Origin of the sequence: Stappia sp. 28M-7 (assembly GCF_014252955.1) — a bacterium.
In the GTDB taxonomy this organism is placed as follows: Bacteria; Pseudomonadota; Alphaproteobacteria; order Rhizobiales; family Stappiaceae; genus Stappia.
In genome coordinates this window covers 217285-242996 of record NZ_JACMIA010000001.1, presented here as the reverse complement: position 1 = coordinate 242996, position 25712 = coordinate 217285, and the positions used below count along the sequence as shown (strand labels likewise).

Below are 25712 nucleotides of genomic sequence, written 5' to 3'. Positions count from 1 at the left end.
TTCAGCCTCCGAAGCTGATCTTGAGGACAGCAAAGATCGACGCAAGGCCGATGAATGCCGAGAAGAAGGTGTTCGCCATCAGCGTCAGGAACTTGGGCAGCTCGTCGTGGACATAGTCCTCGATGACGATCTGCATGCCGAGCTTCATGTGATAGACGCCGGAAATCACCACCATCAGCATGACGATCGCCACCAGGGGATTGGCGAGAGCCGCCGTGACCGTCTCGTAGTCGCCCCCCTGCAGGGAGATCACCAGGATCACGAAGAAGGTGATGAGGAAGACGTTGGCAACGGCGGTGACCCGCTGGCGCCAGAAATGAGTCGTGCCGTCCCGGGCCGAGCCGAGGCCGCGAACACGTCCGAGCGGAGTGCGCATGTCAGTCATGGATCAAGCCTCCCTCAGCGAACCGCATATCCGACGACCCAGAGCAGGATCGTCAGGGACACCGAGCCAATCAGCGAGGCGCGTGCGAGCCACTCGCGCGCCTGCGGGCCGAAACCATGCCCCATGTCCCAGATGAAGTGCCGCAACCCGCCCAGCATGTGGTGGAGCAGCGCCCAGGTGAACCCGAACAGCACCAGCCGCCCGAGGATCGAGCCGTAAAGATCGTTGACGAAGTTGAAATAGTCCGGGCCCGCCGCTGCGGCCACCAGCCACCACACCATCAGGATCGTGCCGAAATACAATGCACAGCCGGTGATGCGGTGCACGATCGACATGACCATGGTGAAGATGGGTTTGTAGATCTGGAGATGCGGCGAAAGCGGCCGGCTGTTTCTCGTCCCGACGTCCGACATGGATTGTTCTCCCGTCTCCCTCATCGGCTTACGCTTACGTAAACGTTAGCTAAATCAGGGCCTTGAATACCCGCCTTCTAACTCCATCGGACGGGTACGTCAAAATATCCTGTCGGATAAGACGGAACACGGATTTTTTCACCGTGCCAAAGGCAGGTGCCGGCCATGCGGCTCCTTGGTCGGCAAAGGGGCGGCGCGCGGATGCTTACCTATAGGTCAACCGCTTGTGCAGATGCACCATCATCACGGTCGCAAAGATCGGCGTCAGCAGGTTGAGCAGCGGCACGGCAAGAAAGCCGGCAATCGCCAGGCCGGCGATAAACACCGTGCCGGAATGGGCCCGGCGCAGGGCCCGCGCCTCTTCCGGCGAGCGGAACCGGCTGGCCGCAAACTCGAAGAACTCACGGCCGAGCAGGTATCCGTTGACCACGAAGAAGGCGATCAGGTTGACGCCGGGAACCAGCAGCAGCACCAGCGCCAGCAGGTTGCCGGCGATGACGATGCCGGTGAACTTGATCGCCTGGGGCAGCGCCACCGACAGGGGCAGCGCCTTGCCCGCAGGATCGCCAGGATAGTCGCTGCTCTCCACGACCTCGGCGATGTCGTCCTGCAGCAGGCCGGCGATGATCGCCGTCACCGGCGCCACGAGAAAACCGAGCAGGAAGACCGCGCCGATGCCGGTCAGCAGCGACAGGACCGTCTCGAGCCAAGGGTAGGGCAGGCTGACAAAGGCTGCGACGGCGCCATTCAGGCCGAGCCAGACGAGGAACAGCAGCACCAGGGTGTAGCCCAGCGTCTTCCAGAAGATCGCCCGCAAGGGGGGCTCGAAAATCTGGGAAAGCGCGCGCAAAGCGGAAGAAATCATGTCGGGAACGCGGTCCTTGTCGCCGTCTGCCTTGCCTCACACTTAGGAAGCCGGCACGCCGACCACAAGCAGGCCCGGCTTATCCGTCGAGCGGTCGCCAGTCCACACCGGAGGCGTTTTTCTCCCGCAGGGCGCTGCGCGAAAACACATACCAGAAACCGCCGCCGGGCGGCTGGTCGTGGCGGCGATCGATCGCCCAGCCAGCAAGATGGCACTTGAGCAATGTGCCGACAGCGCCGTGTCCGACGAAAAGCACGCGCGCGTCCTGCGGGATGCGCTCCAGATGCGCCTCGACCCGCCCGACGATCCGCGCCTGGGCGTCGCATGCCCGCTCCCAGCCGCGTACGCTGTTCTGCGGCTGTGCGAAAAAGGCGTCGGCCACGCGCTCGAACTCTTCCGGCGGCAGAAAGCCGGTCGCCGACCGGTCGTTTTCGTGCATCAGTTCGTCCACGACGACCGGAAGACCGAGTTGCGCGGCGATGATCTCGGCCGTTTCGACCGCTTTCGTCTCGGCGCTGGAGACGACATTGGTGAGGGACGCGAATTCGCCCCGCCCGGCCCCTGCCCGCGCGCGCCGAGCCCCTTCCTCCGACAGCCCCCATTGCGGCACGGGAACAGCCGGATCGATGCGCACCTGCGGATGCGTGAGATAGATGCAGTCGGCAGGCGCGAGGATCATGATCAGCTCCGCCCTTCGACCCAGCTGCGAATCAGCCAATGGGCGATGGACAGCGGGGGCGGCACCTTGAGCCCGCCCGGATGCGTGTCCGCCAGCATCGCTGTCACCTCCTCGCGGGAGAACCAGCGGCAGGCCTCCAGCTCGGCCTCGTCCATGGTGATGTCGCGGCTGATCGCCGTGCCGTGGCATCCGATCATCAGCGAGGCAGGGAACGGCCAGGGCTGGCTCGCCATGTAGCTGACATCGCCGACGCGGATGCCCGATTCCTCGAACACTTCCCGGCGCACTGCCTCCTCGATGGCCTCTCCGGGCTCGATAAAGCCGGCAAGCGTCGAGAACACGCCTTCCGGCAGGCGCGGCGGCCGACCCATCAGGCAGGCGTCGCCATCGGTCACCAGCATGATCGCCACCGGATCCGTGCGCGGGAAATGCAGCCCGCCGCAGGCTGGGCAGTCGCGACGGTAGCCGCCCTGCGTCATCGTGCTGGGAGAGCCGCACCTGGAACAGAAGCGGTGGCTGACGTGCCAATGCAGCAGGGAGCTGGCCTGGGCGAGCATGCCCATGTGGCCCGGCGGCAGGACGCCTTGCAAGGCGAGGGACCGCAGGTCGATCAGCTTGCGCCCGTCGGTCTCGACCCGCTCCGGGTCGGCGGCAAGCGTGGCAGCAAAGACCGGCGCCTCGGTCTCCGGCTGGAAGCCGAGCAGGACCACTTCCTCGCCGATGGGAGCGAGCGCAGCCCCTGCCTTCTCTTCCCATAGGATCGAGAGCTGCGAACCGGACGTGTCGACCAGCGGCTTGCCTTCGCACAGGAACACAAACCGGGCGGCAGGCGCTGCCCGGTGCGCAGCCAACCAGTCCGCATCTCCCCTGTGCTCGGACAGGCGGTCCAGCGGATTGCCGTGATAGGAGAACCCGAAGGCGGTGTCGGGCGCGTGGGTCATGCTGGAGCGGTCCTCGTTCGATCAGGCGCGTCTGGCGGGAAAGGGATCAGGCGATCTTCGGCAAGCGCTCGGCGATCCTCAGCGCAAGGGCTTCGGCCGCGCCGGCAGGGTACGGTACGGCAGCGCCCGACCCCCAGACGGGTCCCGGCCAGGCGGCGTCGCCGGAAAAGCGCGCGATCACATGGACATGTAGCTGCGCAACGATATTGCCGAGCGCTCCGACATTGAGCTTGTCGCACCCCGTCTCCGCCTTCAGCACCTCGCCGACCAGGGCGATCTCGCGCATCAGCTGGACGCGTTCGTCGTCCGCCAGATCCAGCAGCTCGACCAGCTCCGGCTTGCGCGGGACCAGCATCAACCAGGCAAACCGGCTGTCGCGCATCAGGCGCAGGGACGACAGCGGCAGATCGGCGACAGCCAGGCTGTCGGCCGCAAGCCGCGGGTCGAGACTGAAGGGCTGCATGGAGGCTCCGTCGAAGGCGGCAGGGACACAGAGAGCCGCACTATAACGGGAGCGCATGCGAGCGCCAGCCCCTCCCCCTTGCAGTTCACCACACCATTTCCCGTTGACGGCCTTCCCCGCGGGAGGGCATGCCAGACGAGGGAAACGACGAGGCCGGAAGCACCGGCGCGGGGCATGACATCGGGGAGGACGCGGATGCTGCCTGAGGCAACGAGCTATGAGGACCTTGCCGCACGCTTCGTCTGGCAGGTGCCGGAGCGCTACAATATCGGCGTCGACATCTGCGACAAGTGGGCCGACGTTGACCCCGAGCGCACCGCGATCATCGCCATCTCCGAAGACGGCCGCCGCGAGGTCGTCAGCTTTGCCGACCTGAAGGCCCTGTCCAACCGCATCGCCAACCTCCTGGTGCGCGACGGCATCCGGCGGGGCGACCGGGTCGCTGTCCTGTTGCCGCAGGCCATCGAGACGGCTGCAACCCACATCGCCGCGCTCAAGATGGGCGCGATCACCATTCCGCTCTTCATGCTGTTCGGGGATGAGGCGCTGGCCTACCGGCTCGGCAATTCCGGCACCCGGGCGGTCGTGACCAATGCGGAGGGCGCGGCCAAGCTCGCGCGGATCCGGGACCAGCTGCCGGAGCTGGCCTCGATCTACACGATCGACGGCGCTGCACCCGGAGCGAGCGACCTTCACGCGGAGCTCGCCGGGCAATCCGCGGCGTTCACGCCAGTCGATACCCTGGCCGACGACCCGGCGATCATCATCTACACCTCCGGCACGACCGGCCAGCCCAAGGGCGCGCTGCATGCCCAGCGGGTGCTGCTCGGCCACCTGCCCGGCGTCGAGATGAGCCACGACCTGTTCCCTGCGCCGGGAGACCGGATCTGGACCCCCGCCGACTGGGCCTGGATCGGCGGGCTGCTGGACGTGCTGATGCCGGCACTGCATCACGGCATCACCGTCGTCGCCTGCCGCTTCCGCAAGTTCACGGCGGAAGCCGCCTTCGATCTCATCGCCCGCGAGAAGATCCGCAACGCCTTCCTGCCGCCCACCGCGCTGAAGATGATGCGGGCGTATGGCGAACCGCCAGCGGACCTGCGCCTCGACATGCGGACAGTCGCCAGCGGCGGCGAGACACTGGGCGCGGAGCTCGTGGAATGGGGCCGGCGGGTGTTCGGCGTCACCATCAACGAGTTCTACGGCCAGACCGAGTGCAACATGATCGTCTCGTCCTGCGCCCGGCTGATGCCGGCGCGGCCGGGCATCATGGGCCGCGCCGTGCCCGGTCACGACCTCGCCATCGTCGATGCTGCGGGAACGCCGCTGCCCGACGGGCAGCAAGGCAATATCGGCGTCCGACGCCCGGACCCAGTGATGTTTCTCGGCTACTGGAACAATCCGGAGGCGACGCAGGCGAAATTCGCCGGTGAATACCTTCTCACGGGCGACATGGGCGTGCGCGATGCCGATGGCTGGTTGCGCTTCATCGGCCGGGACGACGACGTCATCACCTCGGCCGGCTATCGCATCGGCCCGGGCGAGATCGAGGATTGCCTGATCGGGCACCTGGCCGTCGCCATGGCAGGCGTCGTCGGCAAGCCGGACCCGGCGCGCACCGAAATCGTCAAGGCCTATGTGGTGCTGGCAGAGGGACATGCCCCGTCGCAGGCGCTGGCCAGCGAGTTGCAGGACTTCGTCAAGTCGCGGCTCGCGGCGCACGAATATCCGCGCGAGATCGCCTTCGTGGATGCCCTGCCGATGACGACGACCGGCAAGATCATCCGCAAGGATCTGCGCGCCAGAGCCGCCCAGGAGACCGGGTAGAGCGACAGCCACCGGTGATCTTTGCGGGATTTCCCCTTGCATCGGCGGGCGAAACTCACGATATAGGGCGCGGGAGGTTGGTGGTGGACGAGCCACTCGCCAACCGGGTCAGGTCCGGAAGGAAGCAGCCCCAACGAGTCGCGGCACGGGTCACCGTGCCAGCCTCCCACCCTTTCCCCTTCAGGTTCCGATCTGGCGCAACTTGCGCCCGAGGCCGCGGTTGCGGCAGTGCAACGGCGCCAGAACGCTCGCTCCGGTCAGCGGCAGCGGGGAAATCCTGCCTGGCGCACCGAATAGGCCTCAACATCCGGCGGCCGCGCCGCTAAGCTTGGACCCATGGACGGTCTCATCCCCACTTCTTCCGAAGACACTCCCGGCGCGGGCAGCGGCAACGCCGCCTACCGGGTGCTCGCGCGCAAGTATCGCCCCCGAAGCTTCGATGATCTGGTCGGCCAGGAGCCGATGGTCCAGACCCTGCGCAATGCGTTCGAGACCGGGCGCATCGCCCAGGCCTGGATGCTGACCGGCGTGCGCGGCGTCGGCAAGACGACGACGGCGCGCATTCTCGCGCGCGGGCTCAATTACGAGGTCCCAGGCGAAGCCGACCGGCCGACGGTGAACCTCGAAAAGCTGGGTGTGCATTGCGAGGCGATCATGGATGGTCGCCATGTCGACGTGATCGAGATGGACGCCGCCTCGCATACCGGCATCGACGATATTCGCGAGATCACCGACGCGGCGCGCTATCGGCCGGCCTCGGCTCGCTACAAGGTCTACATCATCGACGAAGTGCACATGCTGTCGAAGTCGGCCTTCAACGGCCTGCTGAAGACGCTCGAGGAGCCGCCCGAGCATGTGAAGTTCATCTTCGCCACCACCGAAATCCGCAAGGTGCCGGTCACGGTCCTGTCGCGCTGCCAGCGCTTCGACCTGCGCCGCATCGATGCCGACAAGATCGTCGGGCTGCTGCGGCGCATCTCGCAGGCCGAGGGCATCGCGGTCGCCGACGAGGCACTGGCGCTGATCGCCCGGGCCGGCGAAGGCTCGGCGCGCGATTCCCTGTCGCTGCTCGATCAGGCCATCGCCCATGGCAGCATTTCCCAAGGCGGCGGCGATGCGATCGGCGCGGAGACGGTGCGTGCGATGCTCGGCCTTGCCGACCGCGCCCGCATCATCGAACTCTTCGAATATCTGATGCGGGGCGACGCGGCGGCGGCCATGGCCGAGTTCCGCCAGCAATACGATGTCGGCGCCGATCCGGTGGTCGTGCTGTCGGATCTTGCCGAGTTCACCCATCTGGTCACCCGGCTGAAGATCGTCCCCGACGCGGGCGATGATGCCTCTGTCACGGAGACCGAACGGGCCCGCGGTCGCGAGCTTGCCGGGCGTCTGTCGCTGCGCCTCCTGTCGCGTGCCTGGCAGATGCTCCTGAAGGGCATCGAGGAAGTCCAGGCCGCTCCCAAGCCGCATCTGGCCGCCGACATGGTCCTGGTGCGCCTTGCCTATGCTGCCGACCTGCCCGATCCGGAAGACGCCCTGCGCATGCTGCGCGACGGCAAGGCGGCCGCGCTCGGCTCCAGCCTGCCGGCACCCCCGTCCCGGCCGCAGACGTCCGGCGGGGAGACCTCCTTCGCCGGGCAGGCTGCAAGCGCGCCCCAGGCGCAGGCCACTTCGTCCGGAGCCCCCTCCTCCACCTCGACGAGCGAGCCCGTCGCCGTCTCCGCGCAGATGCGAACCTCCGCACAGGCCCTGCCGGGCGAAGCGCCGCACGCTCAGCCCGCCCCCAGTTCGCCGCCGCGCCTGCAGGCCCTGGCAGGAGGACTTGCCCCGGAGACGACCCGCGCCCAGCCCGCTGCCGACAGCCAGCCGGCGCCGTCCCACGGGCTTGCCTCGCTGGCCGACTGCGCCGCCCTTGCCGCGGAAAAACGCGACATTCGCCTGAAGGTCGAGATCGAGCGGCAGATGCGGCTCGTGCGCTTCGAGCCGGGGCGAATCGAGTTTCAGCCGGTCGAAAACGCCGACCCCGATCTTGCCGGCCGGCTCGGCCGCCGGCTTTCGGAATGGACCGGCACCCGCTGGATCGTCAGCGTCTCCCGCACGCAGGGACGGCCGACGCTGCACGAGGAGCGCGAGGCCAGCCAGCGCCAGCTCTTCTCCGATGCCAAGGCCGAGCCCACCGTGGCTGCCCTGCTCTCGGCCTTTCCCGGTGCCAAGGTCGTCGACGTGAGAATGACCGCCGTCGAGGACGCGCCCCTTGACATGGCCCCGGTCGAAGACGAAATCGACCCCGATACATGATCCGGCGGCGGGAGCCGGCACGGTCCGTCCTGCCGATCCGCAGGGACTGACCCGGCGCCCTTTCGCACCGCCCCCAAGGAGAGACCCATGGACTTCCTGAAGATGATGAAACAGGCGAAGCAGATGCAGGAGCAGATGGGCTCGCTGCAGGAAGAGATCGCCTCGGTCGCGGTGGAAGGCACCGCCGGCGGCGGCATGGTCACTCTGACCATGACCGGCAAGGGCGAGCTCAAGTCCATTCGCATCGACCCGTCCATGGCCAAGCCCGACGAGGTCGAGATCCTCGAGGACCTGATCCTTGCGGCTCACCAGGACGCCAAGGCCAAGGCCGAGGCCCTGCTGCAGCAGAAGACCCAGGAACTGATGGGCGGTCTCGGCCTGCCCGCCGGCTTCAAGCTGCCGTTCTGATCCCATGGCCAACCGGGCGGTCGCCGGACCCGAGGTCGAACGGCTGATCCAGCTGCTCGCCAAGCTGCCGGGGCTGGGTCCCCGGTCGGCCCGGCGTGCGGCGCTGCACCTCATCAAGAAGAAGGACCAGCTGCTGGTCCCGCTGGCTCAGGCCATGGGCGTTGCGGTGGACCGGGTGACCGTGTGCCAGACCTGCGGCACCGTCGATACGTGCGACCCCTGCACCATCTGCTCCGATCCGCGCCGCGACACGGCGACCATCGTTGTGGTGGAAGACGTGTCCGACCTGTGGGCGCTGGAGCGTGCCGGGGCGCTGAACTGCCGATATCACGTTCTCGGCGGCACCTTGTCGCCGCTCGACGGTATCGGGCCCGATGACCTGACCATCGACAAGCTGATCGAGCGTGTCGCTGCCGGCGATGTCACCGAGATCGTCCTGGCGGTGAATGCGACGGTCGAGGGACAGACCACGGCCCATTACATCACCGACCGCCTGCGCGGCATGGACGTGAAGGTCACGCGCCTCGCCCATGGCGTTCCGGTCGGCGGCGAGCTCGACTATCTCGACGAGGGGACGCTGGTCCAGGCGCTGAAGGCCCGTACCTCCTTCTGATCCCGCATATCGTCCCGCGCGGTGCACCGTGCTAGGTTTGGCGCAGCCAGCCACCCGCAACGGATCGTCATGCACCGCGCCCTGCCCGCCCTTCTCGCTTCGCTTTCAGTTCTGCTCGCAACGCTCTGCGCCCCGACCGCCCAGGCGCAGCAGGGGCTGCAAGCCAAGTTCGACCGGTTCCTCGAAACGCGCATCATACCGGCCGCGCGCGCGGCCGGCGTGCCGCAGGACGTGATCCGGCGTGAGCTCTCGGGCCTGTCGCCCGACACCTCGCTGCCGGGCCTCGGCGATCCCGACGGGCCGGAGCGGCCGCCCTCGGTCAACTACCAGTCCGAGTTCCGCGCCCCGGCCGGCTATTTCCGCGACAACCAGTTCAACGCGCTGGCCGCACAGGGCCGCCGCCTGGCGCAGACGCATGCCGCAACCCTGTCGCGGATCGAGGCGCGTTACGGCGTGCCGTCACGGATCCTCCTGGCGATCTGGGCCCGCGAGTCCGGCTATGGCGCGGCCCGTATCCCCAACGATGCGCTGCGAACCCTTGCGACCCGCGCCTTCATGGGAACCCGCCGCGACTTCTTCGCCGAGGAGACCGTCGCGGCCTTGCAGATCCTTGCCGACGGGCACATCACTCGCGCGGATCTGCGCAGCTCCTGGGGCGGCGCGCTCGGTCAGCCGCAGTTCCTGCCCTCCAGTTTCCTGCGCCTTGCGGTGGATTTCGACGGCGACGGCAAGCGCGACATCTGGCGCTCGGTTCCGGACACGCTGGCCTCGATCGCCAACTATCTCGCCTGGCACGGCTGGGTGAAGGGGCGAGACTGGGGCTATGAGGCCGAGGTTCCGGCCTCCGTCTCCTGCTCGCGCGAGGGACCCGACCGGGGCCAGCCGATCTCGGCCTGGGTCAGGGAAGGCGTCAGCCGGGTCAAGGACCGCCCGTTTCCGCAACACGAGCTCGCGCAGCCGGGCTTTCTCCTGATGCCGGCCGGACGCAACGGCCCGGCCTTCATCGCCACCGACAATTTCTATGTGCTGAAGGCCTACAACGAGTCCGACGTCTACGCGCTTTTCGTCGGCCATCTGGCGGACCGCTACGGCAACAATGCCGGCTTCGTGCAAGGCTGGAAGGACGTGAAGACCCGTTCGCGCGGCGCCGTGCGCGATCTCCAGCTTGACCTGGAGGCCAAGGGCCACGATGTCGGCGGGGCCGACGGGCTGATCGGCTTCAAGACCCGCCGCACCCTCGGCCTCGAACAGGAGAAGGCCGGTCGCCGCGCCACCTGCTGGCTGGAGTGAGACCCTTGCCAGATTCCGGTAGTCGCCCGCTTCAGCGACGTCGCAACGGTAGAGAGTAGCCGCCGCTTGCCGAGGATATGTAATAGTTGCTTCCCGCTTTCAGAATATAGAAGTAGTCGGAGTGCTCCTTCTTTCCCTCGCAGGTTCTGAATTCGATTGTCAGAAGCCCATGCCGATCAATCTTGTATGTATGCGGATCTTTCCCTCCACATGCCTTTCCGTTGGCAAGGCGAAAATGGTTGTCTTTCTTGAAAGTAATGCCTGGAGGCGGCCAGATGGACGAACCGAACCGTTTACCGACAATGAGCGCCCTCACCTGATCTCCGGACAGCTGCTGTTGCGCCAATGCCGGAACGGCCGCCGCAAAGCTCAGAATCGAGAGGCAAATCAGAACCTTAATGGAATACATCGAACTCTCCCTCGCAATCATGCGAGTTTAGCAAGATACCCTCTCGCCTTACACGCAAAAGATGGCTCCGGGGGAGCGCGACTGCCCTCGTGGTCTTTCCACCCTCGCAAGGAACGGCTCGCTCCTACTCGCTGACGATGCCGGTGTCCGCCGTTTCCATGCGGAAGGCGGCGGCCATAAGCGCCTTGGTGTAGTCGGTCTTCGGCGCGTCGAAGACATCGACGGCCGCTCCCGCCTCCACCACCTTGCCGGACCGCATGACGATCACCTCGTTGGCGAGCGCGCGCACCACCTTGAGATCGTGCGAGATGAAGAGATAGGCAAGGCCATGGCGCTTCTGCAGGTCGCGCAGCAGGTCGACCACCTGCGCCTGCACGCTCATGTCCAGCGCCGAAGTGGGCTCGTCGAGCATGACGAATTTCGGCTGCAGCACCATGGCGCGGGCGATGGAGATGCGCTGGCGCTGGCCGCCGGAGAACTCGTGCGGATAGCGGAAGCGGGTCTCGGCATCGAGCCCCACCTCGACCAGCGCAGCGGCGACCCTCGCGTCCCGCTCGTCCGCGGTGATGCCGGGGAAATGCACGGCGAGGCCTTCGCCGACGATGTCGGCCACCGACATGCGCGGGCTGAGCGAGCCGAACGGATCCTGGAAGACGATCTGCATGTCGCGGCGCAGCGGACGCATGTCCTTCCACGACAGCGTATCGATCTCGCGGGCACCGAACCGGATCTTGCCGGTGGAAGAGATCATCCGCAGCAGGGCGAGGCCGAGTGTCGTCTTGCCGGAGCCGCTTTCTCCGACGATGCCGAGCGTCTGGCCTTCGCGGACCGTCACGTCGATGCCGTCGACCGCCTTGATGTGATCGACGGTCCGGCGCAGCAGGCCGCGCCTCACCGGGAACCACACCTTCACGTCGCGCGCTTCCACCACCACCGGCCGGCTCTCGTCCGTCACCGGCGGCTTGCCCTTGGGCTCGGCTGCGATCAGGTGGCGGGTGTATTCATGCTGCGGATTCTCGAAGACCTCGCGCACGGTCCCGCTTTCGACGATCTTGCCTTTCGTCATCACGCAGACCCGGTCGGCGACCTTGCGCACGATGCCGAGATCATGGGTGATGAACAGCATCGCCATGCCGACGTCGCGCTGCAGCTCCTTCAGAAGCTTGAGGATCTGTGCCTGCACGGTGACATCGAGCGCGGTGGTCGGTTCGTCCGCGATGAGCAGATCCGGCTCGTTGGCGAGCGCCATGGCGATCATCACGCGCTGGCGCTGACCGCCGGAGAGCTGGTGCGGATAGCTCTGCAGTCGGCTCTCGGGATCGCGGATGCCGACTTGGTCGAGCAGTTGCACCACGCGCGCACGCGCCGCGGTCTCGCCCATGCCGCGATGCAGCTTCAAGACCTCGGCGATCTGCTTTTCCACCTTGTGCAGCGGATTGAGCGAGGTCATCGGCTCCTGGAAGATCATCGAGATCTCGTTGCCGCGAATGCGCCGGAGGGCGGCCTCGTCGGCCTTGAGCACATCCTCACCCTTGAACAGGATCTCACCGGTCGGGTGCGATGCCGAGGGATAGGGCAGCAGCTTCACCGCCGAAAGGGCGGAGACCGACTTGCCCGAACCGGATTCGCCGACCAGCGCCACCGTCTCGCCAGGACCGATGTCGAAGGAGATGCGGTCGACCGCTGTCTGCGTGACGCCGTTCTGGGTGAAGGCAACCGAGAGCTCGCGGACGGAGAGCAGCGGCCGTTTGGTCTGTTCGCTCGTCATGGGGTCCTCACACGAAGCTCTTGCGCGGGTCGAACGCGTCGCGCACCGCTTCGCCGATGAAAATCAGCAGGCTGAGCATGGTCGAGATGACGATGAAGCCGGTGATGCCGAGCCAGGGCGCCTGCAGGTTGTTCTTGCCCTGCGCCAGCAATTCGCCGAGCGAGGCAGAGCCCGGCGGCAGGCCGAAACCGAGGAAGTCCAGCGCCGTCAGCGTCGAGATCGAGCCGTTCAGGATGAAGGGCATGAAGGTCAGCGTCGCTACCATCGCGTTGGGCAGCAGGTGCCGCCACATGATCGTGGCATTGCCGACGCCGAGCGCCTTCGCCGCCGTCACGTATTCGAAGTTGCGGGCGCGCAGGAACTCCGCCCGCACCACGCCCACCAACGCCACCCACGAGAAGGCGAGCAGGATGGTGAAGAGCGTCCAGAAGCCCGGGATGAGCACAGAGGAAACGATCAGGATCAGGTAAAGCGTCGGGATCGCCGTCCAGACCTCGATGAAGCGCTGGAACAGCAGGTCGACCCAACCGCCGTAATAGCCCTGCACCGCGCCGGCGGCGATGCCGACCACCGAGGAGGCAAGCGTCAGGGCGAGGCCGAACAGGACGGAGATGCGGAAGCCGTAGACCAGCCGCGCGACGACATCCCGGCCCTGGTCGTCGGTGCCGAGCCAGTTCCAGTTGCCGAGCGTGCAATTGGGGTCCTCGGCGCCGAGCGGATAGCGGCTGCAGCGCTCCTGCTTGTCCAGCAGCCACGAGGGCGGCGCGGGTGCCGGCACCGGGATCTCGTTGTTGACCGTGCGATAGGAATAGCGGATCGGCGGCCACAGCATCCAGCCGTTGGCGTTGATCTCTTCCTGGATATACGGGTCCCGATAATCGGTCACCGCCAGGAAGCCGCCGAACTTCTCCTCCGGATAGTCCACGAAGATCGGTGCAAGCACCTCGTCCTTGTAGACGACGACGACCGGCCGGTCGTTGACCAGGAACTCGGCGATGAGCGACAGGCCGAACAGGACGAGGAAGATCCAGAACGACCAGTAGCCGCGCCGGTTCGCCTTGAAGTTGGTCAGGCGGCGCCGGTTGATCGGCGACAGCCAGCCCTTCGGCCGGCCGGGATGCGCGCCGACTGCGGCGGTTGCGGTGGTGCCGGCAGTTTCTGTCCGCAGGTCCATGGCCTCAGACCTCCCGGCTCTCGAAATCGATCCGCGGATCGATCCAGGTGTAGGTCAGGTCGGAAACGAGATTCACCAGCAGGCCCATCAGCGAAAAGATGTAGAGCGTCGCGAAGACGACCGCATAGTCGCGGTTGATCACCGCCTCGAAGCCGAGCAGGCCGAGCCCATCGAGCGAGAAGATCGTCTCGATCAGCAGCGAGCCGGCGAAGAAGGACGAAATGAAGGCCCCCGGGAAGCCGGCGATCACGATCAGCATCGCATTGCGGAAGACGTGGCCATAGAGCACCTGCCGCTCGTTCAGCCCCTTGGCGCGGGCTGTCTGGACATACTGTTTGCGGATCTCGTCGAGGAACGAGTTCTTGGTCAGCAGCGTCACCGTCGCGAACGCCGACAACACCATCGCGGTCAGCGGCAGGGCCAGATGCCAGAAATAGTCGACGATGCGCGCGGGCCAGGACAGCTGCTCCCAGTTATCCGATGTGAGGCCCCGCAACGGGAACCAGTCGAGGAACGAGCCGCCGGCGAACAGGACGATCAGCAGCACCGCGAAGAGAAAGCCGGGGATCGCGTAGCCCACCACGATCACGGCGGAGGTCCATACATCGAAGCGCGTGCCGTCCCGCACCGCCTTGCGGATGCCGAGCGGAATCGAGATCGCGTAGGAGATGAACGTCATCCAGAGCCCGAGCGAGATGGACACGGGCATCTTCTCGACGATCAGGTCGATCACCGAAATATCTCGGAAATAGCTCTCGCCGAAGTCGAAGCGGGCATAATCCCACAGCATCCCGGCGAAGCGCTCCAGCGGCGGCTTGTCGAAGCCGAACTGACGCTCCAGTTCCTTGATGAACTCCGGATCGAGGCCCTGGGCACCGCGATATTTCGATCCCGCGGAAGCGGCATCCCCGACCGTATCGGCGCCGCTGCCGGCGAAGTCGCTGCCTCCACCCGAGATGCGCGCGGTGGCGGAGACATCCGTCCCCTGAAGCTGGGCGATGACCCGCTCCACCGGCCCGCCGGGGGCGAACTGGATGATGATGAAGTTGATGGCCATGATGCCGACGAGAGTCGGTACGATCAGCAACAGCCGCCGCAGGATGTAGGCGCCCATCGTGTCAGCGATCCCTTGTTTTCCGGGCGCCGGCCGGCTCATCCGCCGTGCCGCGACCGTAATGTCTGGTGCCCTGGAACGTGTACTGCATGTCAGCGCATGCCGATTCGCTCCGCGCTCTCCCGGTCGTACCACCAATGGAGTTCGGGCGCGAAATCATGCGTGGGCGGCTTCTCGGGGTGTCCGAACACATCCCACATGGCGACCGTATGCACCGCCTTGTACCAATGCGGCACCCAGTAGTAGCCGGCACGCAGGATCCGGTCCAACGCACGAGCCGCAACCGTCATCTCCTCGCGGGTGGATGCGGAAAGAATCTTGTCGATCATTGCGTCGACAGCCGGGTCGGCGATGCCGGACAGATTGGTCGAGCCGGGCTGGTCAGCCGCCTCCGAGCCCCACATCTGACGGATTTCCTCGCCGAGGGTCGGCGACAGGGCATATCGCCGAGAGACGACATCGAAGTCGTAGTCGTTCATCCGCGACTGGTATTGCGCCGGATCGACCACACGGAAATTCGCCTTGATGCCGAGGCGCTCCAGATTGCCGACATAGGGCAGGACCACGCGCTCGAAGGTCGTTGTGTTCGAAAGAAACTCGAAGGCGAAAGGCTCGCCGCTCGGAAGGAGCAGGCGTGCCCCCTCTCGCCGGCATCCCGCCTCGCGCAACAGGCGGTCGGCCTCGCGCAGCATGGAGCGGTCCTGTCCGGACCCGTCCGAAACCGGCGGCAGGATCGCCGGGCCGAACACCTCGTCCGGCACCTTGCCGCGCCACGGCTCCAAGAGCGCCAGTTCGGCAGCATCTGGCTCGCCTTGCGCAAGCATCGGCGAATTCTGGAAGAAGGACGTCGTGCGCTTGTAGGCGTCGAAGAAGAGCGCGGTGTTGGTCCACTCGAAATCAAACACCAGACCCAGCGCCCTGCGGACACGCGGGTCCGAGAATTTCTCCCGCCTGAGGTTCAGGAACCAGCCCTGCGCACCCGCTGGCCGGCCGTCCGAGAGCTCCTCGCGGATCACCCGGCCGTCCTCGACAGCAGGAAAGTTGTATTCCGTCGCCCAGGTCCGGGCGACGAACTCCTCGCGGAAGGTCATCACGCCCTTCTTGAACGCCTCGAAATCCACCTGCCGGTCACGGAAGAACTCCAGCCGGATACGGTCGAAATTGTAGTGGCCACGGCTGACGGGCAGGTCCGCCGCCCACCAGTTCTTCACCCGCTCGTACTCGACGAAGCGACCGACCTCGTGCCGGCCCACCTTGTAGGGACCGGAGGACAGCGGCGGGGTCAGCGTCGTTTGGGCGAAGTCGTAGCGGGAATAATAGGCCTTCGACAGGATCGGCATGCCCGCCGCGATCAACGGCACCTTGCGCGACTGCTTTCCGGAAAATTGCAGCGCGACCCTGTGCGGGCCCTCGACACGAACCTCGGAAAGTTCGCGCAAGACCTGGCGGATCGAGGGATGCCCAAGCTCCTTGAGCGTCACCAGCGAGAAGGCAACATCTTCCGCAGTCAGCGGGCTCTCATCATGGAACCGCGCCTGCGGCCGCAGGGAGAAGGTATAGACATTGCCGTCCCCGGAGACCTCCACCGTCTCGGCAACGAGACCATAGACGGCATCCGGTTCGTCCAGAGCGCGCACCATCAGCGTGTCGAAACACAGCTCCATACGCGGCGGCGCGTCGCCCTTCAGGATCAAGGTGTTGAAACTGTTGAAGGTCTGCGGGTTCTGGTTATAGGCCCAGGACGGCGCCGAGAACACGATGCGGCCGTCCTTCGGGGCATCCGGCACCACATAGTCGAAGTGGGTGAAATCCGGAGCGTATTTCAGGTCGCCGAACACGGAAAGCCCGTGCCGCGGCGCATCCGCGCCGCTGGCCGCCGATGCCGCGCGAGAGGCGAGCGGCAACAGCGTCGTCGCGCAAAAGGCCATCGCTCCACCGAGAACCTGCCTGCGATCCACTTCCAGCGGGCCACCCGTCATCACTGCGCCCCCCGAACAGCCGCCGCCTTTTCTGCATCCCACCACCAGATGGCCGGAAAACCATGCGTATATTCCGGCAGTTCCGCAGGGTGGGAGAACCTGTTCCAGCGGGCGGTGCGGTCGACGTCGGAATAGAACTGCGGCACCACATAATGGTTCCACAGCAGGACCCGGTCGAGCGCATGGGTCGCGGCCACCAGTTCGTCGCGGTCCTTGGCGAAGATGACGCGCTCGATCAGCTTGTCGACGGCAGGATTCTTGATGCCGCCATAGTTGCGCGACTGCGGCCGGTCGGCGGCGTCCGAACCCCAGAAATCGCGCTGCTCGTTGCCGGGCGACAGCGATTGCCCCCAGACCAAGGTGGCCATATCGAAGTCGCGATTCTGCACGCGGTTGATGTATTGCGGCACATCGATGAGGCGGAGCACCGTCTTGACGCCGATATTCTCCAGGTTCTTCGTGTAGGGAAGAAGCCCGCGCTCGGCCGAGCGGTCAAAGTAGATGAACTCGATGCTGAACTGCTCGCCGGTCTTCGCGTCGACCATGCGCCCACCGTCGAGCTTATACCCAGCCTCGCGGAAGAGCCTCACGGCCTGACGCAGGTTCTCGCGCACATTCTGCGGATTGCCGCCGACCGGATTCTCAAAGGGCTTGGTGAATACCTCGGGCGGAACCTCGTCGCGCACGGTCTCCAGGATTTCCAGCTCCTTGCCGGTCGGCAGCCCTGAAGAGGCGAGCTCCGTGCCGGCGAAATAGGAACCGATCCGCTTGTGCAAGCCCGCGGAGACGACCGCATTGGTCGTCTCGAAATCATAGGCATAGTTGAGCGCTTCACGAATCCGGGGATCCTGAAACTTCTCGCGGCGCAGGTTGGGGACATAGGCCTGCATGCGGCCGCTGGCCTTGTTCGGAAATTCCTCCAGCACCACGCGCCCCTCGCGCACAGCGGGGAAATCATAGGCCTTGGACCAAACGTTGGCGCTCAGCTCTTCCCGAAAATCGTACTGATCGCCCTTGAAGGCCTCCAACTCGACGGCGGAATCCAGGAACACATCGTATCGCACGACGTCGAAATTATAGGATCCGATGCGCACCGGATGCTCTTTCGCCCAGTAGTCCTCGACACGCTCGTAGACGATGTTGCGGCCGGGCTCGAAAGAACGGATGCGATAGGGACCGGACCCGAGCGGCGGCTCCAACGTCCCGCGTGCGATGTCGCGCGACTTCCCGCTCGCATCCTTTCCTTCCCACCAGTGCTTGGGCAGGATGATCAGCTGTCCGACGATCTTGGGAAGCTCGCGGTTGCCGGCGGCATCGAAGGTGAAACGGATGACGCGCTCGCCGACGGCCTCCGCCTTTTCGACATGACGGTAGTAGAAGGCCTGGCTCGGGTTGACCTCCTTGATCTTCCCGAAGCTCCAGATCACGTCGTCGACGCTGATCGGCGTTCCGTCGTGCCAGCGTGCTTGCGGGTTCAGCCGATACTCAACCCAGGAATAATCGGCCGGATAGCGCATCGCCTCGGCGATCAGTCCGTATTCGGAGTTGATGTTGATCTCGTCGAGCGCCGGCTCCAACAGCGAATCGTACATGAGCCCGAGACCTGGGGCCGGGTTGCCCTTCGACAGGACCGGATTGAGCGTATCGAAGCCGCGGCTTTCGCCAAGGCGGACGATGCCTCCCTTGGGCGCATCCGGATTGACGTAGTCGAAATGCTTGAAATCCGCGGGGTATTTCGGCTCACCGCTCAGAGACGAGGCATGCCGCCATTCAGGCTCTTCCTGCGCGTCCGCGACCGACAGGCCGGCCAACAAAAGGCACAGCGCAACCAGCGGGAGGGCGATGATCCAGGGGAGGACGGCCTGCCGCCTGACGTCGGCGCGGCCCCGGCTGGATGAGTGAAGGAAAGCGCTCTGGCGATCTGTCTGCATCATGGCGATTGAACGGATCCGTCTGTTTTGGCGCGGCACGCGCCCTCATGGCCGCGCGGCTGCGCCGGCGTGGTTGCCCTGAGGTCATATTAGGGAGTTGTGCCGCCCGCCGACAGACGTGAAACGCTTCATGACGAAAGTTTAATCGTGATGGAACCCGCCGGCGGGCCGAGCCGGGGTCAGGCGGCGGCGAGTTTTTCGCGGTACATGCGCTGGTCCGCAAGCTCGAGAATCTCGGGGATCGTAGTTGCGTCGTCGGGATAGACCGCCCAGCCGACACTGGCCCGGATAGCGATCACATGGTCGCCGGTCCGTACCGGCTCGCTGACCGCATCGCGCAGCCGCGCCGCAATATGGGCGGTGCTCTGGAGATGGGTCATGCCCGGAACCACGACAACGAACTCGTCGCCGCCGATCCGCGCGATCGTATCGGATTCCCGCGTCTCCTCGCGCAACCGCTTGCCGACCTCGCGCAAAACCATGTCGCCGACCGCATGACCGAAAGTGTCGTTGATCGGCTTGAACGCATTGAGATCGACGAAGAACACCTGGAAACCGAGACCCGTACGTTCGCTGAGGGCGGCCAGTTGCTCCAGCCGGTCTTCCAGAAGGCGGCGATTGGGCAGGCCGGTCAGCGCGTCATGCAGAGCCATGGACCGCGCCCGTTGCTGCGCGATCACCAACATCGCCGAGAGGAAGGCGATTGCGAAGGTCACGCCGAGACCGACCATCTGGGCGATGCGAACCTCGGGGAAGCTCGTCGGCCAGCCGGAGACCGGCCGGCTTGCCATCTGCCAGGTGCCGTTCGGCAGGCTGACCGGCAGCACCACCGCTCCCCCGTCGAACAGGTTCGGATCGCCCATGACCATTCCGCCGGCAGACCCGAGGCCATCTGCGCCGCGGATGGCGAACTGATAACCGTTCATCTCCGGCCGGATGCCGGCGTCCTCGAACAAGGCATCCATGTCGATCACGACGGAGGCTATACCCCAATAGCGGCGTTCGGTGTTGGCCTCGTCGTCATCGACGGGGATCAGAACCGGCGAGCGCGCGATCAGGGACCGCCCGCCCTGGACCAGATCGACCGGCCCAGCGACCACGGTGCGCCTTTCCTCCATCACCCGCTTCACCACTGCCCACTGCGCCTCGTTCTTTGAATAATCGAGACCCAGGACCCTCAGGTTTCCGAGCAGCGGATAGACGTAGCGAACCACGTTGTCCGGAGCCAGCGCGACGAGCTTCACATGGTTGTTGAGCGAGGAAATCTCCTCCGCGAACCGGCGGAACTGGCGCTGGGTGAGATCGCTGTTGATGGCAGTGAAGCTGACGAGCCCTTGCGAGATGTAGATCGTCGCGCCGATTGTCCCCTCCAGCCGGGCTCTCGCCTCCGACAGACGGGATAGCGTTTCGTTCTGCAGGCGCTTCTGGGCGTTTTCCGTCAGCAGCGCCGAGATGTAGCTCGTGAGGGCAACGCCGAGGACGCAGATTGCCATGACAACGACAAAGGCCATCGTCCGATGCTTCCATCGGATGAGCGCCAATTCCTTGCCGCCGGACGCCTGCGTCATGGCCCCTCTCTTGCCAACGATACGCGCGTGGAAACGAACTTCCCGACCCGCGAGCGTGTCGCTCAGGCCCGGCGTCCCCACCCCTGATAAAACTGCGTATCACGTACCGGTTAAAGAGGTATTTGCAGACGAATGGCGGCCGTCCCCCAAGGGGCAGCGCCTCGATACCCCGCAACCGGCAAGGGTTATAATGGAAAGTCGGGCGTCATCCCAGAAGGAACGCAGCGTAAATTTGCGCCGGAGATCTTTCCTGACTGAAGGGCAGCGGCGGCCGGAAACGGAAAAGGCCGGGCTGACGCCCGGCCTCTTGATCTTCGTTCCAAGTCGGTGGCGCAAGGCGCCGAACAGGCATTACTGAGCCTGCGTGCCTTCCGCCGGAGCCTCGGTAGCCGGGGCCTCAGTTGCAGGCGCTTCGCTCGCCGGAGCCTCGGTGGCCGGAGCCTCGGTCGCGGGCGCTTCAGCGGCCGGCGCTTCAGCTGCAGGAGCCTCGGTGGCCGGAGTCTCCGCCGCCGGGGCCTCAGCTGCAGGCGCCTCCGGCAACGGCAGCGGATTGTCCGACAGCGTGCGCAGATAGGCGATCAGGTTGGCGCGATCCTCGGGCTTGCGCATGCCGGCATAGCCCATCGAGGTACCGGAAACTTCCTGCTTCGGGGCAGCCAGGAAGTGATCGAGGTTCTCGTAGGTCCAGGCCTCATGCTCCTGGGCGTAAGCCTGCATGCCGCTGGAATAACGGAACCCGTCATGCGCAGCCGGAGCACGGCCCACCACCTGCCACAGGCCCGGGCCAACCTTGTTGGCGCTGGCGCTGGAGAAGTCGTGGCACGACGCACAGGCGCGGGTGAGCTTCTCGCCGTCTTCCGCCGATGCAGTCTGGAGGCGAGCCGCGATCGGCTCGACCTGCGGGGCTTCTTCGGCCGGAGCCGAACCGGTATCTGCCTCGGCCACGACGATCTCGTAGCCCGGCTTCTCAGGTTCGTCCTGATGGAAAATGATTTCCGACACGATGCCGAGTCCCATCGTGAGGAGGAGGACGGACAAGATCGCACCGGCGATCATATTTAGCTTGGCAGAATTCATTCCCGCTGGCTCCAACTCCCTCGGTTGCTGCAAGGCCAACGCGAGAAGGCCCCGCGCAACGCGGCGCGTGGTGAAAAAGTCGCCGGAAACTACAAAGTTTTTGACGCTCGTGTCCATAGGTTTAAAAGGGCAGTCCATGATACAAATCATCGCATGTTGCCGCCGGGCGTGCCCCGCACCCTTCCGGCGCCCGAAAGGCCGCCCGTGACGACCCCTGCAGACCTGTCCGCTTTGGTGGTGATTCCGGCGCGGATGGCGTCCACGCGCCTGCCCGACAAGCCTTTGGCGCTCATTGCCGGCAAGCCGATGATCGCGCATGTGATCGAGCGTGGGCTGGCCGCCGAGATCGGTCCCGTCGTCGTTGCCTGCGACCATCCGGACATCAAGGCGGCGGTCGAGGCCTTCGGCGGCACCGCGATAATGACCGATCCCGACCTGCCGAGTGGCTCCGACCGGGTGCGGGCCGCTGCCGAAGCGGTCGACCCGCAGCGCCAGCACGGCATCGTGCTCAACCTGCAGGGCGACGTGCCGCTGATCGACCCGGACGCGATCCGCGCCGCCTTCGATCCCCTGGCCGATCCGTCCGTCGACATCGGGACCATCGCAACGGAGATCCGCAGCGAGAGCGGCAAGACGGACCCCAGCTACGTCAAGGCGGTGGGAACGCCGGTCGGCGAGCGTCGGCTGCGCGCGCTTTATTTCACGCGCGCAACGGCACCGACAGGTCCCGGTCCGCTCTACCAGCATATCGGCCTTTATGCCTATCGGCGCTCCGCGCTCGACCGCTTCGTGTCGCTGCCGCCCTCGCCGCTTGAAATCCGTGAGAGTCTCGAGCAGCTGCGGGCGCTCGAGGCCGGCATGCGCATCGATGTCGGTCTCATCGACAGCGTGCCGATGGACGTCAATACGCCCCGCGACCTCGAAGCCGTGCGGGCCGTCTTCGCATCCCGCGTCTCAAACCCCAGCTGACAACCGGTCGAACATGACGAACAAGAAGCGCATCGTCTTCCAGGGCGAGTACGGGGCCAACTCGCACATGGCCTGCCACAATGTCTATCCCGACTATGAAGCCGTGCCATGCTCCACCTTCGAGGACTGCTTTACCGCGCTTGAAAGCGGCGATGCCGACCTCGGAATGATCCCGGTCGAGAATTCCGTCGCCGGCCGCGTGGCGGACATCCACCACCTGCTGCCGCAGTCCTCGCTGCAGATCATCGGCGAATATTTCCTGCCCATCCGCTTCCAGCTGATGGGCCTGCCCGGCGCCCGGATCGAGCAGCTCAAGAGCGTCCAGAGCCATGTCATGGCTCTCGGCCAGTGCCGCAAGATCATCCGCGAACTCGGGCTCCGTGCGATCGTGGGGGCCGACACTGCCGGCTCCGCCCGCCAGATCGCCGAGGCGGGCGATCCCACCGCGTCCGCCCTGGCGCCGCAGATGGCTGCCGAGGCCTATGGCCTGGAGATCCTGCGCCGGGACGTGGAGGACGAAGCCCACAACACCACGCGCTTCCTCATCCTGTCGCGCGATGCGGTGCGTGCGGAAAACAACGGCCAGCCCGTCATCACCACCTTCATCTTCCGTGTGCGCAACGTCCCGGCCGCCCTTTACAAAGCGCTCGGCGGCTTCGCCACCAACGGCGTCAACATGACCAAGCTGGAATCCTACCAGCTTGAGGGTCAGTTCTTCGCCTCCATGTTCTATGCCGACGTGGAAGGCCATCCGGACGACCGCAGCGTCTCGCTGGCGCTGGAGGAACTGGAGTTCTTCTCCGCCGAGCTCAAGCTGCTCGGCATCTATCCGGCCAGCACGTTCCGCGACAAGATCCGCGAGCCCGAGGCCAACCGCGCCTTGCGTCCGACGCCCGGCATCTGAGAGCCGTTCTCGCCCGACACCAGAAGGGACATTTACACGACCATGACCAGCCAGCGCTTCGATACCTTGTGCATCGGCAATGCCATCTGCGATGTCTTCGCCCATGTGGAAGAGGATTTCCTCGTTCAGGAAAAGCTCGTGAAGGGCTCGATGCGCCTGATCGACACCGAGGAGGCGGTGCGCCTCTACGGCCGGATGGGACAGACCACGCGTATTTCTGGCGGCAGCGCCGGCAATACGGCCGCCGGCGTTGCTGCCCTCGGCGGTGCCTCGGCCTATTTCGGCAAGGTTGCCGAGGACGAACTGGGCGCTGCCTTCCGCCATGACATGCGCGGCACCGGCGTGCACTTCGAGACCCCCGTCCTCGTCGACGGCCCGCCCACCGCGCGCTCGATGATCCTGATCACGCCGGATGGCGAGCGGACCATGAACACCTATCTCGGCGCGTGTGTCGAACTGTCGGAAAAGGACATCGATGCAGAGACGGTCGCCGCCTCGGCGATCACCTACATGGAAGGCTACCTGTGGGATCCGCCGGCAGCCAAGACCGCCTTCCTGAAGGCGGCCGAAATCGCCCATGCCAACGGCCGCAAGGTCAGCCTGACGCTGTCCGACAGCTTCTGTGTCGACCGCTACCGGTCCGAGTTCCTCGGCATGCTGCGCGACGGCACCATCGATCTGCTGTTCGCCAACGAGCACGAATTGAAGGCGCTGTACGAAACGGCGGACCTCGACACCGCGATCGCGGCCGTTCGCCAGGACTGCCCGACCACGGCACTGACCCTCGGCGCCCACGGAGCCATGGCGATTTCGCGCGAGGAGACGGTGCGCGTTCCGGCCTCTGCCGTCACCGATGTGGTCGACCTGACCGGTGCCGGCGATCTGTTCGCCTCCGGTTTCCTGCTCGGTCAGGCACGCAATTACGACTTCACGACATCCGCCGAGCTCGGCTGCCTGTGCGCCGCGGAAGTCATCGGCCATGTCGGCGCCCGCCCGGAGCGGTCGCTGAAGCAGCTTGCGGAGCAGCAGGGCTTCGGTCTCTGACCGCCTGAGACCCAATTCGCCGCAAGGCAAAAGAAAACGGCCGCGCCCTGGGCGCGGCCGTTCCTGTTCATGACACGTGCAAGGCGCCGTGCCGTCTCAGTCGGACAGGTCCTGAACCGAGGAAACCTTGCCCTCGTCCGTCAGCCGGTAGACGATCGGCGCGCCGGTCGCGAGCTCGCGCTTGAGGATCTCGTCCGGCGAAAGGCCTTCCAGCTCCATCACCAGCGCCCGAAGCGAATTGCCGTGCGCGGCAACGATCACACGCTTGCCGGCAAGCACCTGCGGCAGGATCTCGGAGCGGTAGTAGGGCAGAACGCGCTCGGCGGTCATCTTGAGGCTTTCGCCGCCCGGAGGGGGAACGTCGAAGGAACGGCGCCACACATGCACCTGCTCCTCGCCGAACTTCTCGCGCGCCTCGTCCTTGTTCATGCCCGTCAGGTCGCCATAGTCGCGCTCGTTCAGCGCTTGGTCGCGGATCGTCTCCAGACCGTCCTGGCCCAGCTCCTCGAGGATCAGCTTGAGGGTGTTCTGGGCACGCGAGAGATCCGACGTGAAGGCGATGTCGAAGGCGAGCTTCAGATCGCGCAGCTTGCCGCCGGCAGACCGCGCCTCGGCGATGCCCTTCTCGGTCAGGCCGGGATCCTTCCAGCCGGTGAAAAGGTTTTTCAGGTTCCATTCGCTCTGCCCGTGGCGCACGAGCACAAGAAGATGTTCCATTGCGAGACTGTCTCCAGGTCGGATGGCGGAGGATGAAGCTCAGTCGCGCAGACCGAGTACATCCTCCATTGTGTAGAAGCCGGGCTTCCTGTCGCGGGCCCACAGGGCCGCCTTCACCGCGCCCCGGGCAAAGATCTGCCGGTCCTGGGCGTGGTGGGACAGAGTGATGGTCTCCAGCGGACCGGCGAAGAGCACGCTGTGATCGCCGATGACCGTGCCGCCGCGCAGCGTCGCGAAACCGATATCGCCGCGCGGACGTTCGCCTGTAATGCCGTCGCGGCTGCGCACGCTGCGCTCGGCAAGGTCGATGCCTCGCCCCTTCGCTGCAGCCTCGCCCAGCAGGTAGGCTGTGCCGGACGGCGCATCGACCTTGTGCCGATGGTGCATCTCCAGCACCTCGATGTCGAAGTCTTCGTCCAGCGCCGCGGCCGCGCGGCGGACCAGCGCGGCGAGCAGATTGACGCCAAGGCTCATGTTGCCCGACTGGACAACGCGCGCATGGCGAGCAGCGGGACGGATCGCCGCAAGGTCGTCCTCGCCAAGACCGGTCGTTCCGATCACGTGGACAATCCGCGCCTGCGCGGCCAGTTCGGCAAAGTGCCGCGAGGCGGCCGGTGCGGTAAAATCCAGGACGCCGTCGGTTGCGGCAAAGGCCGCGAGCGCATCGTCGGTGACGGTGATGCCATTCGCCTGCAGACCGGCAAGAATGCCGCAGTCCTGCCCGATCGCGGGAGAACCCGGCCGCTCGACCGCAGCCGAAAGCTTGACGCCGTCAATCTGCGAAATCGCACGGATCAGCGCACCGCCCATGCGTCCGGCAGCCCCCACCACCGTCAGGCGCATTTCGCTCATTCCGCAACTCCGCTCGTGATCAAC

At 65.6% G+C, this 25712-nt stretch carries 24 protein-coding genes and 1 other RNA gene; 9 read left to right on the top strand and 16 right to left on the bottom strand.

All coding sequences use genetic code 11. The features are described 5' to 3' along the window. Nucleotide 1 precedes the first annotated feature (1 nt). The 6 genes from sdhD to H7H34_RS01110 all read right to left on the bottom strand — a co-directional run bounded on the left by sdhD (nucleotide 2) and on the right by H7H34_RS01110 (nucleotide 3746). Entirely contained in the window at nucleotides 2-385 is a 384-nt protein-coding gene (gene sdhD / locus H7H34_RS01135; RefSeq protein ID WP_120270530.1) for a succinate dehydrogenase, hydrophobic membrane anchor protein, read from the bottom strand. A gap of 14 nt (nucleotides 386-399) precedes the next feature. Next, nucleotides 400-798: a succinate dehydrogenase, cytochrome b556 subunit gene (gene sdhC, locus H7H34_RS01130; RefSeq protein ID WP_120270531.1), complete on the bottom strand. Its 399-nt coding sequence runs from the start codon at nucleotides 796-798 to the stop codon at nucleotides 400-402. A gap of 205 nt (nucleotides 799-1003) precedes the next feature. Further along, a complete protein-coding gene (locus tag H7H34_RS01125; RefSeq protein WP_120270532.1) occupies nucleotides 1004-1663 on the bottom strand; it encodes a sulfate transporter family protein in 660 nt (219 codons plus the stop codon). Nucleotides 1664-1742: 79 nt separating this feature from the next. After that, a complete protein-coding gene (locus H7H34_RS01120; RefSeq protein ID WP_185923980.1) occupies nucleotides 1743-2342 on the bottom strand; it encodes a histidine phosphatase family protein in 600 nt (199 codons plus the stop codon). A 2-nt stretch (nucleotides 2343-2344) separates the two neighbouring features. Then, nucleotides 2345-3283: an NAD(+) diphosphatase gene (gene nudC, locus H7H34_RS01115; RefSeq protein WP_185923979.1), complete on the bottom strand. Its 939-nt coding sequence runs from the start codon at nucleotides 3281-3283 to the stop codon at nucleotides 2345-2347. A gap of 46 nt (nucleotides 3284-3329) precedes the next feature. Next, nucleotides 3330-3746: an HIT domain-containing protein gene (locus H7H34_RS01110; protein WP_120270535.1), complete on the bottom strand. Its 417-nt coding sequence runs from the start codon at nucleotides 3744-3746 to the stop codon at nucleotides 3330-3332. 195 nt (nucleotides 3747-3941) lie between these two features. On the opposite strand from H7H34_RS01110, the gene H7H34_RS01105 reads away from it, so the two are divergent. The 6 genes from H7H34_RS01105 (at nucleotide 3942) to H7H34_RS01080 (ending at nucleotide 10182) form a co-directional block, all read left to right on the top strand. Continuing rightward, nucleotides 3942-5573 carry an acyl-CoA synthetase gene (locus H7H34_RS01105; RefSeq protein WP_185923978.1) on the top strand — a complete coding sequence of 544 codons (1632 nt, stop codon included), beginning with the start codon at nucleotides 3942-3944 and terminating at the stop codon, nucleotides 5571-5573. A 72-nt stretch (nucleotides 5574-5645) separates the two neighbouring features. Continuing rightward, nucleotides 5646-5743: signal recognition particle sRNA small type (ffs, locus tag H7H34_RS01100), an RNA gene on the top strand. A gap of 166 nt (nucleotides 5744-5909) precedes the next feature. Further along, the gene (locus H7H34_RS01095; RefSeq protein ID WP_185923977.1) at nucleotides 5910-7871 is read left to right on the top strand and encodes a DNA polymerase III subunit gamma/tau; all 1962 of its coding nucleotides are present in this window, start codon (nucleotides 5910-5912) and stop codon (nucleotides 7869-7871) included. Nucleotides 7872-7958: 87 nt separating this feature from the next. Then, the gene (locus H7H34_RS01090) at nucleotides 7959-8279 is read left to right on the top strand and encodes a YbaB/EbfC family nucleoid-associated protein (RefSeq protein WP_067223300.1); all 321 of its coding nucleotides are present in this window, start codon (nucleotides 7959-7961) and stop codon (nucleotides 8277-8279) included. A 4-nt stretch (nucleotides 8280-8283) separates the two neighbouring features. Next, nucleotides 8284-8892, top strand: coding sequence for a recombination mediator RecR (gene recR, locus H7H34_RS01085; RefSeq protein WP_120270538.1), 609 nt, complete (start codon nucleotides 8284-8286; stop codon nucleotides 8890-8892). Between the two features lie 69 nt (nucleotides 8893-8961). After that, on the top strand, nucleotides 8962-10182 hold the full coding sequence (locus tag H7H34_RS01080; RefSeq protein ID WP_185923976.1) for a lytic murein transglycosylase: 1221 nt from the start codon (nucleotides 8962-8964) through the stop codon (nucleotides 10180-10182). A gap of 31 nt (nucleotides 10183-10213) precedes the next feature. On the opposite strand, the gene H7H34_RS01075 is transcribed toward H7H34_RS01080, so the two are convergent. The 8 genes from H7H34_RS01075 to H7H34_RS01040 form a co-directional block, all read right to left on the bottom strand. Then, nucleotides 10214-10591 carry a hypothetical protein gene (locus H7H34_RS01075; RefSeq protein WP_147421910.1) on the bottom strand — a complete coding sequence of 126 codons (378 nt, stop codon included), beginning with the start codon at nucleotides 10589-10591 and terminating at the stop codon, nucleotides 10214-10216. A gap of 124 nt (nucleotides 10592-10715) precedes the next feature. Next, nucleotides 10716-12359: an ABC transporter ATP-binding protein gene (locus H7H34_RS01070; protein WP_185923975.1), complete on the bottom strand. Its 1644-nt coding sequence runs from the start codon at nucleotides 12357-12359 to the stop codon at nucleotides 10716-10718. Nucleotides 12360-12366: 7 nt separating this feature from the next. Beyond that, nucleotides 12367-13533, bottom strand: coding sequence for an ABC transporter permease (locus tag H7H34_RS01065; RefSeq protein WP_120270541.1), 1167 nt, complete (start codon nucleotides 13531-13533; stop codon nucleotides 12367-12369). A 4-nt stretch (nucleotides 13534-13537) separates the two neighbouring features. After that, entirely contained in the window at nucleotides 13538-14647 is a 1110-nt protein-coding gene (locus H7H34_RS01060; RefSeq protein ID WP_120270542.1) for a microcin C ABC transporter permease YejB, read from the bottom strand. 92 nt (nucleotides 14648-14739) lie between these two features. After that, nucleotides 14740-16626 (bottom strand): extracellular solute-binding protein, encoded by a 1887-nt coding sequence (locus tag H7H34_RS01055; RefSeq protein WP_185923974.1) that lies wholly within the window; start codon nucleotides 16624-16626, stop codon nucleotides 14740-14742. Then, nucleotides 16626-18557, bottom strand: coding sequence for an extracellular solute-binding protein (locus H7H34_RS01050; protein WP_185926390.1), 1932 nt, complete (start codon nucleotides 18555-18557; stop codon nucleotides 16626-16628). Before H7H34_RS01050 ends, H7H34_RS01055 begins: the two co-directional genes overlap by 1 nt. A 179-nt stretch (nucleotides 18558-18736) precedes the next feature. Next, a complete protein-coding gene (locus tag H7H34_RS01045) occupies nucleotides 18737-20125 on the bottom strand; it encodes a diguanylate cyclase (RefSeq protein WP_185923973.1) in 1389 nt (462 codons plus the stop codon). Nucleotides 20126-20476: 351 nt separating this feature from the next. Beyond that, nucleotides 20477-21319 (bottom strand): c-type cytochrome, encoded by an 843-nt coding sequence (locus H7H34_RS01040; RefSeq protein ID WP_371811334.1) that lies wholly within the window; start codon nucleotides 21317-21319, stop codon nucleotides 20477-20479. Between the two features lie 87 nt (nucleotides 21320-21406). Between H7H34_RS01040 and H7H34_RS01035 the strand changes: the two genes are divergently transcribed. The 3 genes from H7H34_RS01035 to H7H34_RS01025 are packed head-to-tail and all read left to right on the top strand — an operon-like array spanning nucleotide 21407 to nucleotide 24119. Beyond that, nucleotides 21407-22171, top strand: a complete 765-nt coding sequence (locus tag H7H34_RS01035; RefSeq protein WP_371811333.1) for a 3-deoxy-manno-octulosonate cytidylyltransferase — start codon at nucleotides 21407-21409, stop codon at nucleotides 22169-22171. 13 nt (nucleotides 22172-22184) lie between these two features. After that, nucleotides 22185-23075 carry a prephenate dehydratase gene (locus H7H34_RS01030; protein ID WP_120270547.1) on the top strand — a complete coding sequence of 297 codons (891 nt, stop codon included), beginning with the start codon at nucleotides 22185-22187 and terminating at the stop codon, nucleotides 23073-23075. Between the two features lie 42 nt (nucleotides 23076-23117). Further along, on the top strand, nucleotides 23118-24119 hold the full coding sequence (locus H7H34_RS01025) for an adenosine kinase (protein WP_185923971.1): 1002 nt from the start codon (nucleotides 23118-23120) through the stop codon (nucleotides 24117-24119). Between the two features lie 96 nt (nucleotides 24120-24215). On the opposite strand, the gene H7H34_RS01020 is transcribed toward H7H34_RS01025, so the two are convergent. Together H7H34_RS01020 and dapB are read right to left on the bottom strand one after the other, a co-directional pair. Next, a complete protein-coding gene (locus tag H7H34_RS01020; RefSeq protein ID WP_120270549.1) occupies nucleotides 24216-24836 on the bottom strand; it encodes a 2,3-bisphosphoglycerate-dependent phosphoglycerate mutase in 621 nt (206 codons plus the stop codon). A 39-nt stretch (nucleotides 24837-24875) separates the two neighbouring features. Then, complete coding sequence (gene dapB / locus H7H34_RS01015) at nucleotides 24876-25679, bottom strand: 4-hydroxy-tetrahydrodipicolinate reductase (RefSeq protein WP_185926388.1); 804 nt, start codon at nucleotides 25677-25679, stop codon at nucleotides 24876-24878. Between the last annotated feature and the right edge of the window lie 33 nt (nucleotides 25680-25712).

Excerpts from the sequence above, each read along its gene's own strand:
- sdhC (WP_120270531.1), bottom strand. The coding sequence starts at position 798 with ATGTCGGACGTCGGGACGAGAAACAGCCGGCCGCTTTCGCCGCATCTC.
- H7H34_RS01060 (WP_120270542.1), bottom strand. The coding sequence starts at position 14,647 with ATGGGCGCCTACATCCTGCGGCGGCTGTTGCTGATCGTACCGACTCTC.
- nudC (WP_185923979.1), bottom strand. The coding sequence starts at position 3,283 with ATGACCCACGCGCCCGACACCGCCTTCGGGTTCTCCTATCACGGCAAT.
- H7H34_RS01055 (WP_185923974.1), bottom strand. The coding sequence starts at position 16,626 with ATGACGGGTGGCCCGCTGGAAGTGGATCGCAGGCAGGTTCTCGGTGGA.
- H7H34_RS01065 (WP_120270541.1), bottom strand. The coding sequence starts at position 13,533 with ATGGACCTGCGGACAGAAACTGCCGGCACCACCGCAACCGCCGCAGTC.
- H7H34_RS01030 (WP_120270547.1), top strand. The coding sequence starts at position 22,185 with ATGACGAACAAGAAGCGCATCGTCTTCCAGGGCGAGTACGGGGCCAAC.
- recR (WP_120270538.1), top strand. The coding sequence starts at position 8,284 with ATGGCCAACCGGGCGGTCGCCGGACCCGAGGTCGAACGGCTGATCCAG.
- H7H34_RS01110 (WP_120270535.1), bottom strand. The coding sequence starts at position 3,746 with ATGCAGCCCTTCAGTCTCGACCCGCGGCTTGCGGCCGACAGCCTGGCT.
- H7H34_RS01050 (WP_185926390.1), bottom strand. The coding sequence starts at position 18,557 with ATGCAGACAGATCGCCAGAGCGCTTTCCTTCACTCATCCAGCCGGGGC.
- H7H34_RS01040 (WP_371811334.1), bottom strand. The coding sequence starts at position 21,319 with ATGGACACGAGCGTCAAAAACTTTGTAGTTTCCGGCGACTTTTTCACC.
- H7H34_RS01045 (WP_185923973.1), bottom strand. The coding sequence starts at position 20,125 with ATGACGCAGGCGTCCGGCGGCAAGGAATTGGCGCTCATCCGATGGAAG.
- H7H34_RS01020 (WP_120270549.1), bottom strand. The coding sequence starts at position 24,836 with ATGGAACATCTTCTTGTGCTCGTGCGCCACGGGCAGAGCGAATGGAAC.
- H7H34_RS01025 (WP_185923971.1), top strand. The coding sequence starts at position 23,118 with ATGACCAGCCAGCGCTTCGATACCTTGTGCATCGGCAATGCCATCTGC.
- H7H34_RS01075 (WP_147421910.1), bottom strand. The coding sequence starts at position 10,591 with ATGTATTCCATTAAGGTTCTGATTTGCCTCTCGATTCTGAGCTTTGCG.
- H7H34_RS01120 (WP_185923980.1), bottom strand. The coding sequence starts at position 2,342 with ATGATCCTCGCGCCTGCCGACTGCATCTATCTCACGCATCCGCAGGTG.
- H7H34_RS01090 (WP_067223300.1), top strand. The coding sequence starts at position 7,959 with ATGGACTTCCTGAAGATGATGAAACAGGCGAAGCAGATGCAGGAGCAG.
- sdhD (WP_120270530.1), bottom strand. The coding sequence starts at position 385 with ATGACTGACATGCGCACTCCGCTCGGACGTGTTCGCGGCCTCGGCTCG.
- H7H34_RS01125 (WP_120270532.1), bottom strand. The coding sequence starts at position 1,663 with ATGATTTCTTCCGCTTTGCGCGCGCTTTCCCAGATTTTCGAGCCCCCC.
- H7H34_RS01095 (WP_185923977.1), top strand. The coding sequence starts at position 5,910 with ATGGACGGTCTCATCCCCACTTCTTCCGAAGACACTCCCGGCGCGGGC.
- dapB (WP_185926388.1), bottom strand. The coding sequence starts at position 25,679 with ATGCGCCTGACGGTGGTGGGGGCTGCCGGACGCATGGGCGGTGCGCTG.
- H7H34_RS01105 (WP_185923978.1), top strand. The coding sequence starts at position 3,942 with ATGCTGCCTGAGGCAACGAGCTATGAGGACCTTGCCGCACGCTTCGTC.
- H7H34_RS01070 (WP_185923975.1), bottom strand. The coding sequence starts at position 12,359 with ATGACGAGCGAACAGACCAAACGGCCGCTGCTCTCCGTCCGCGAGCTC.
- H7H34_RS01080 (WP_185923976.1), top strand. The coding sequence starts at position 8,962 with ATGCACCGCGCCCTGCCCGCCCTTCTCGCTTCGCTTTCAGTTCTGCTC.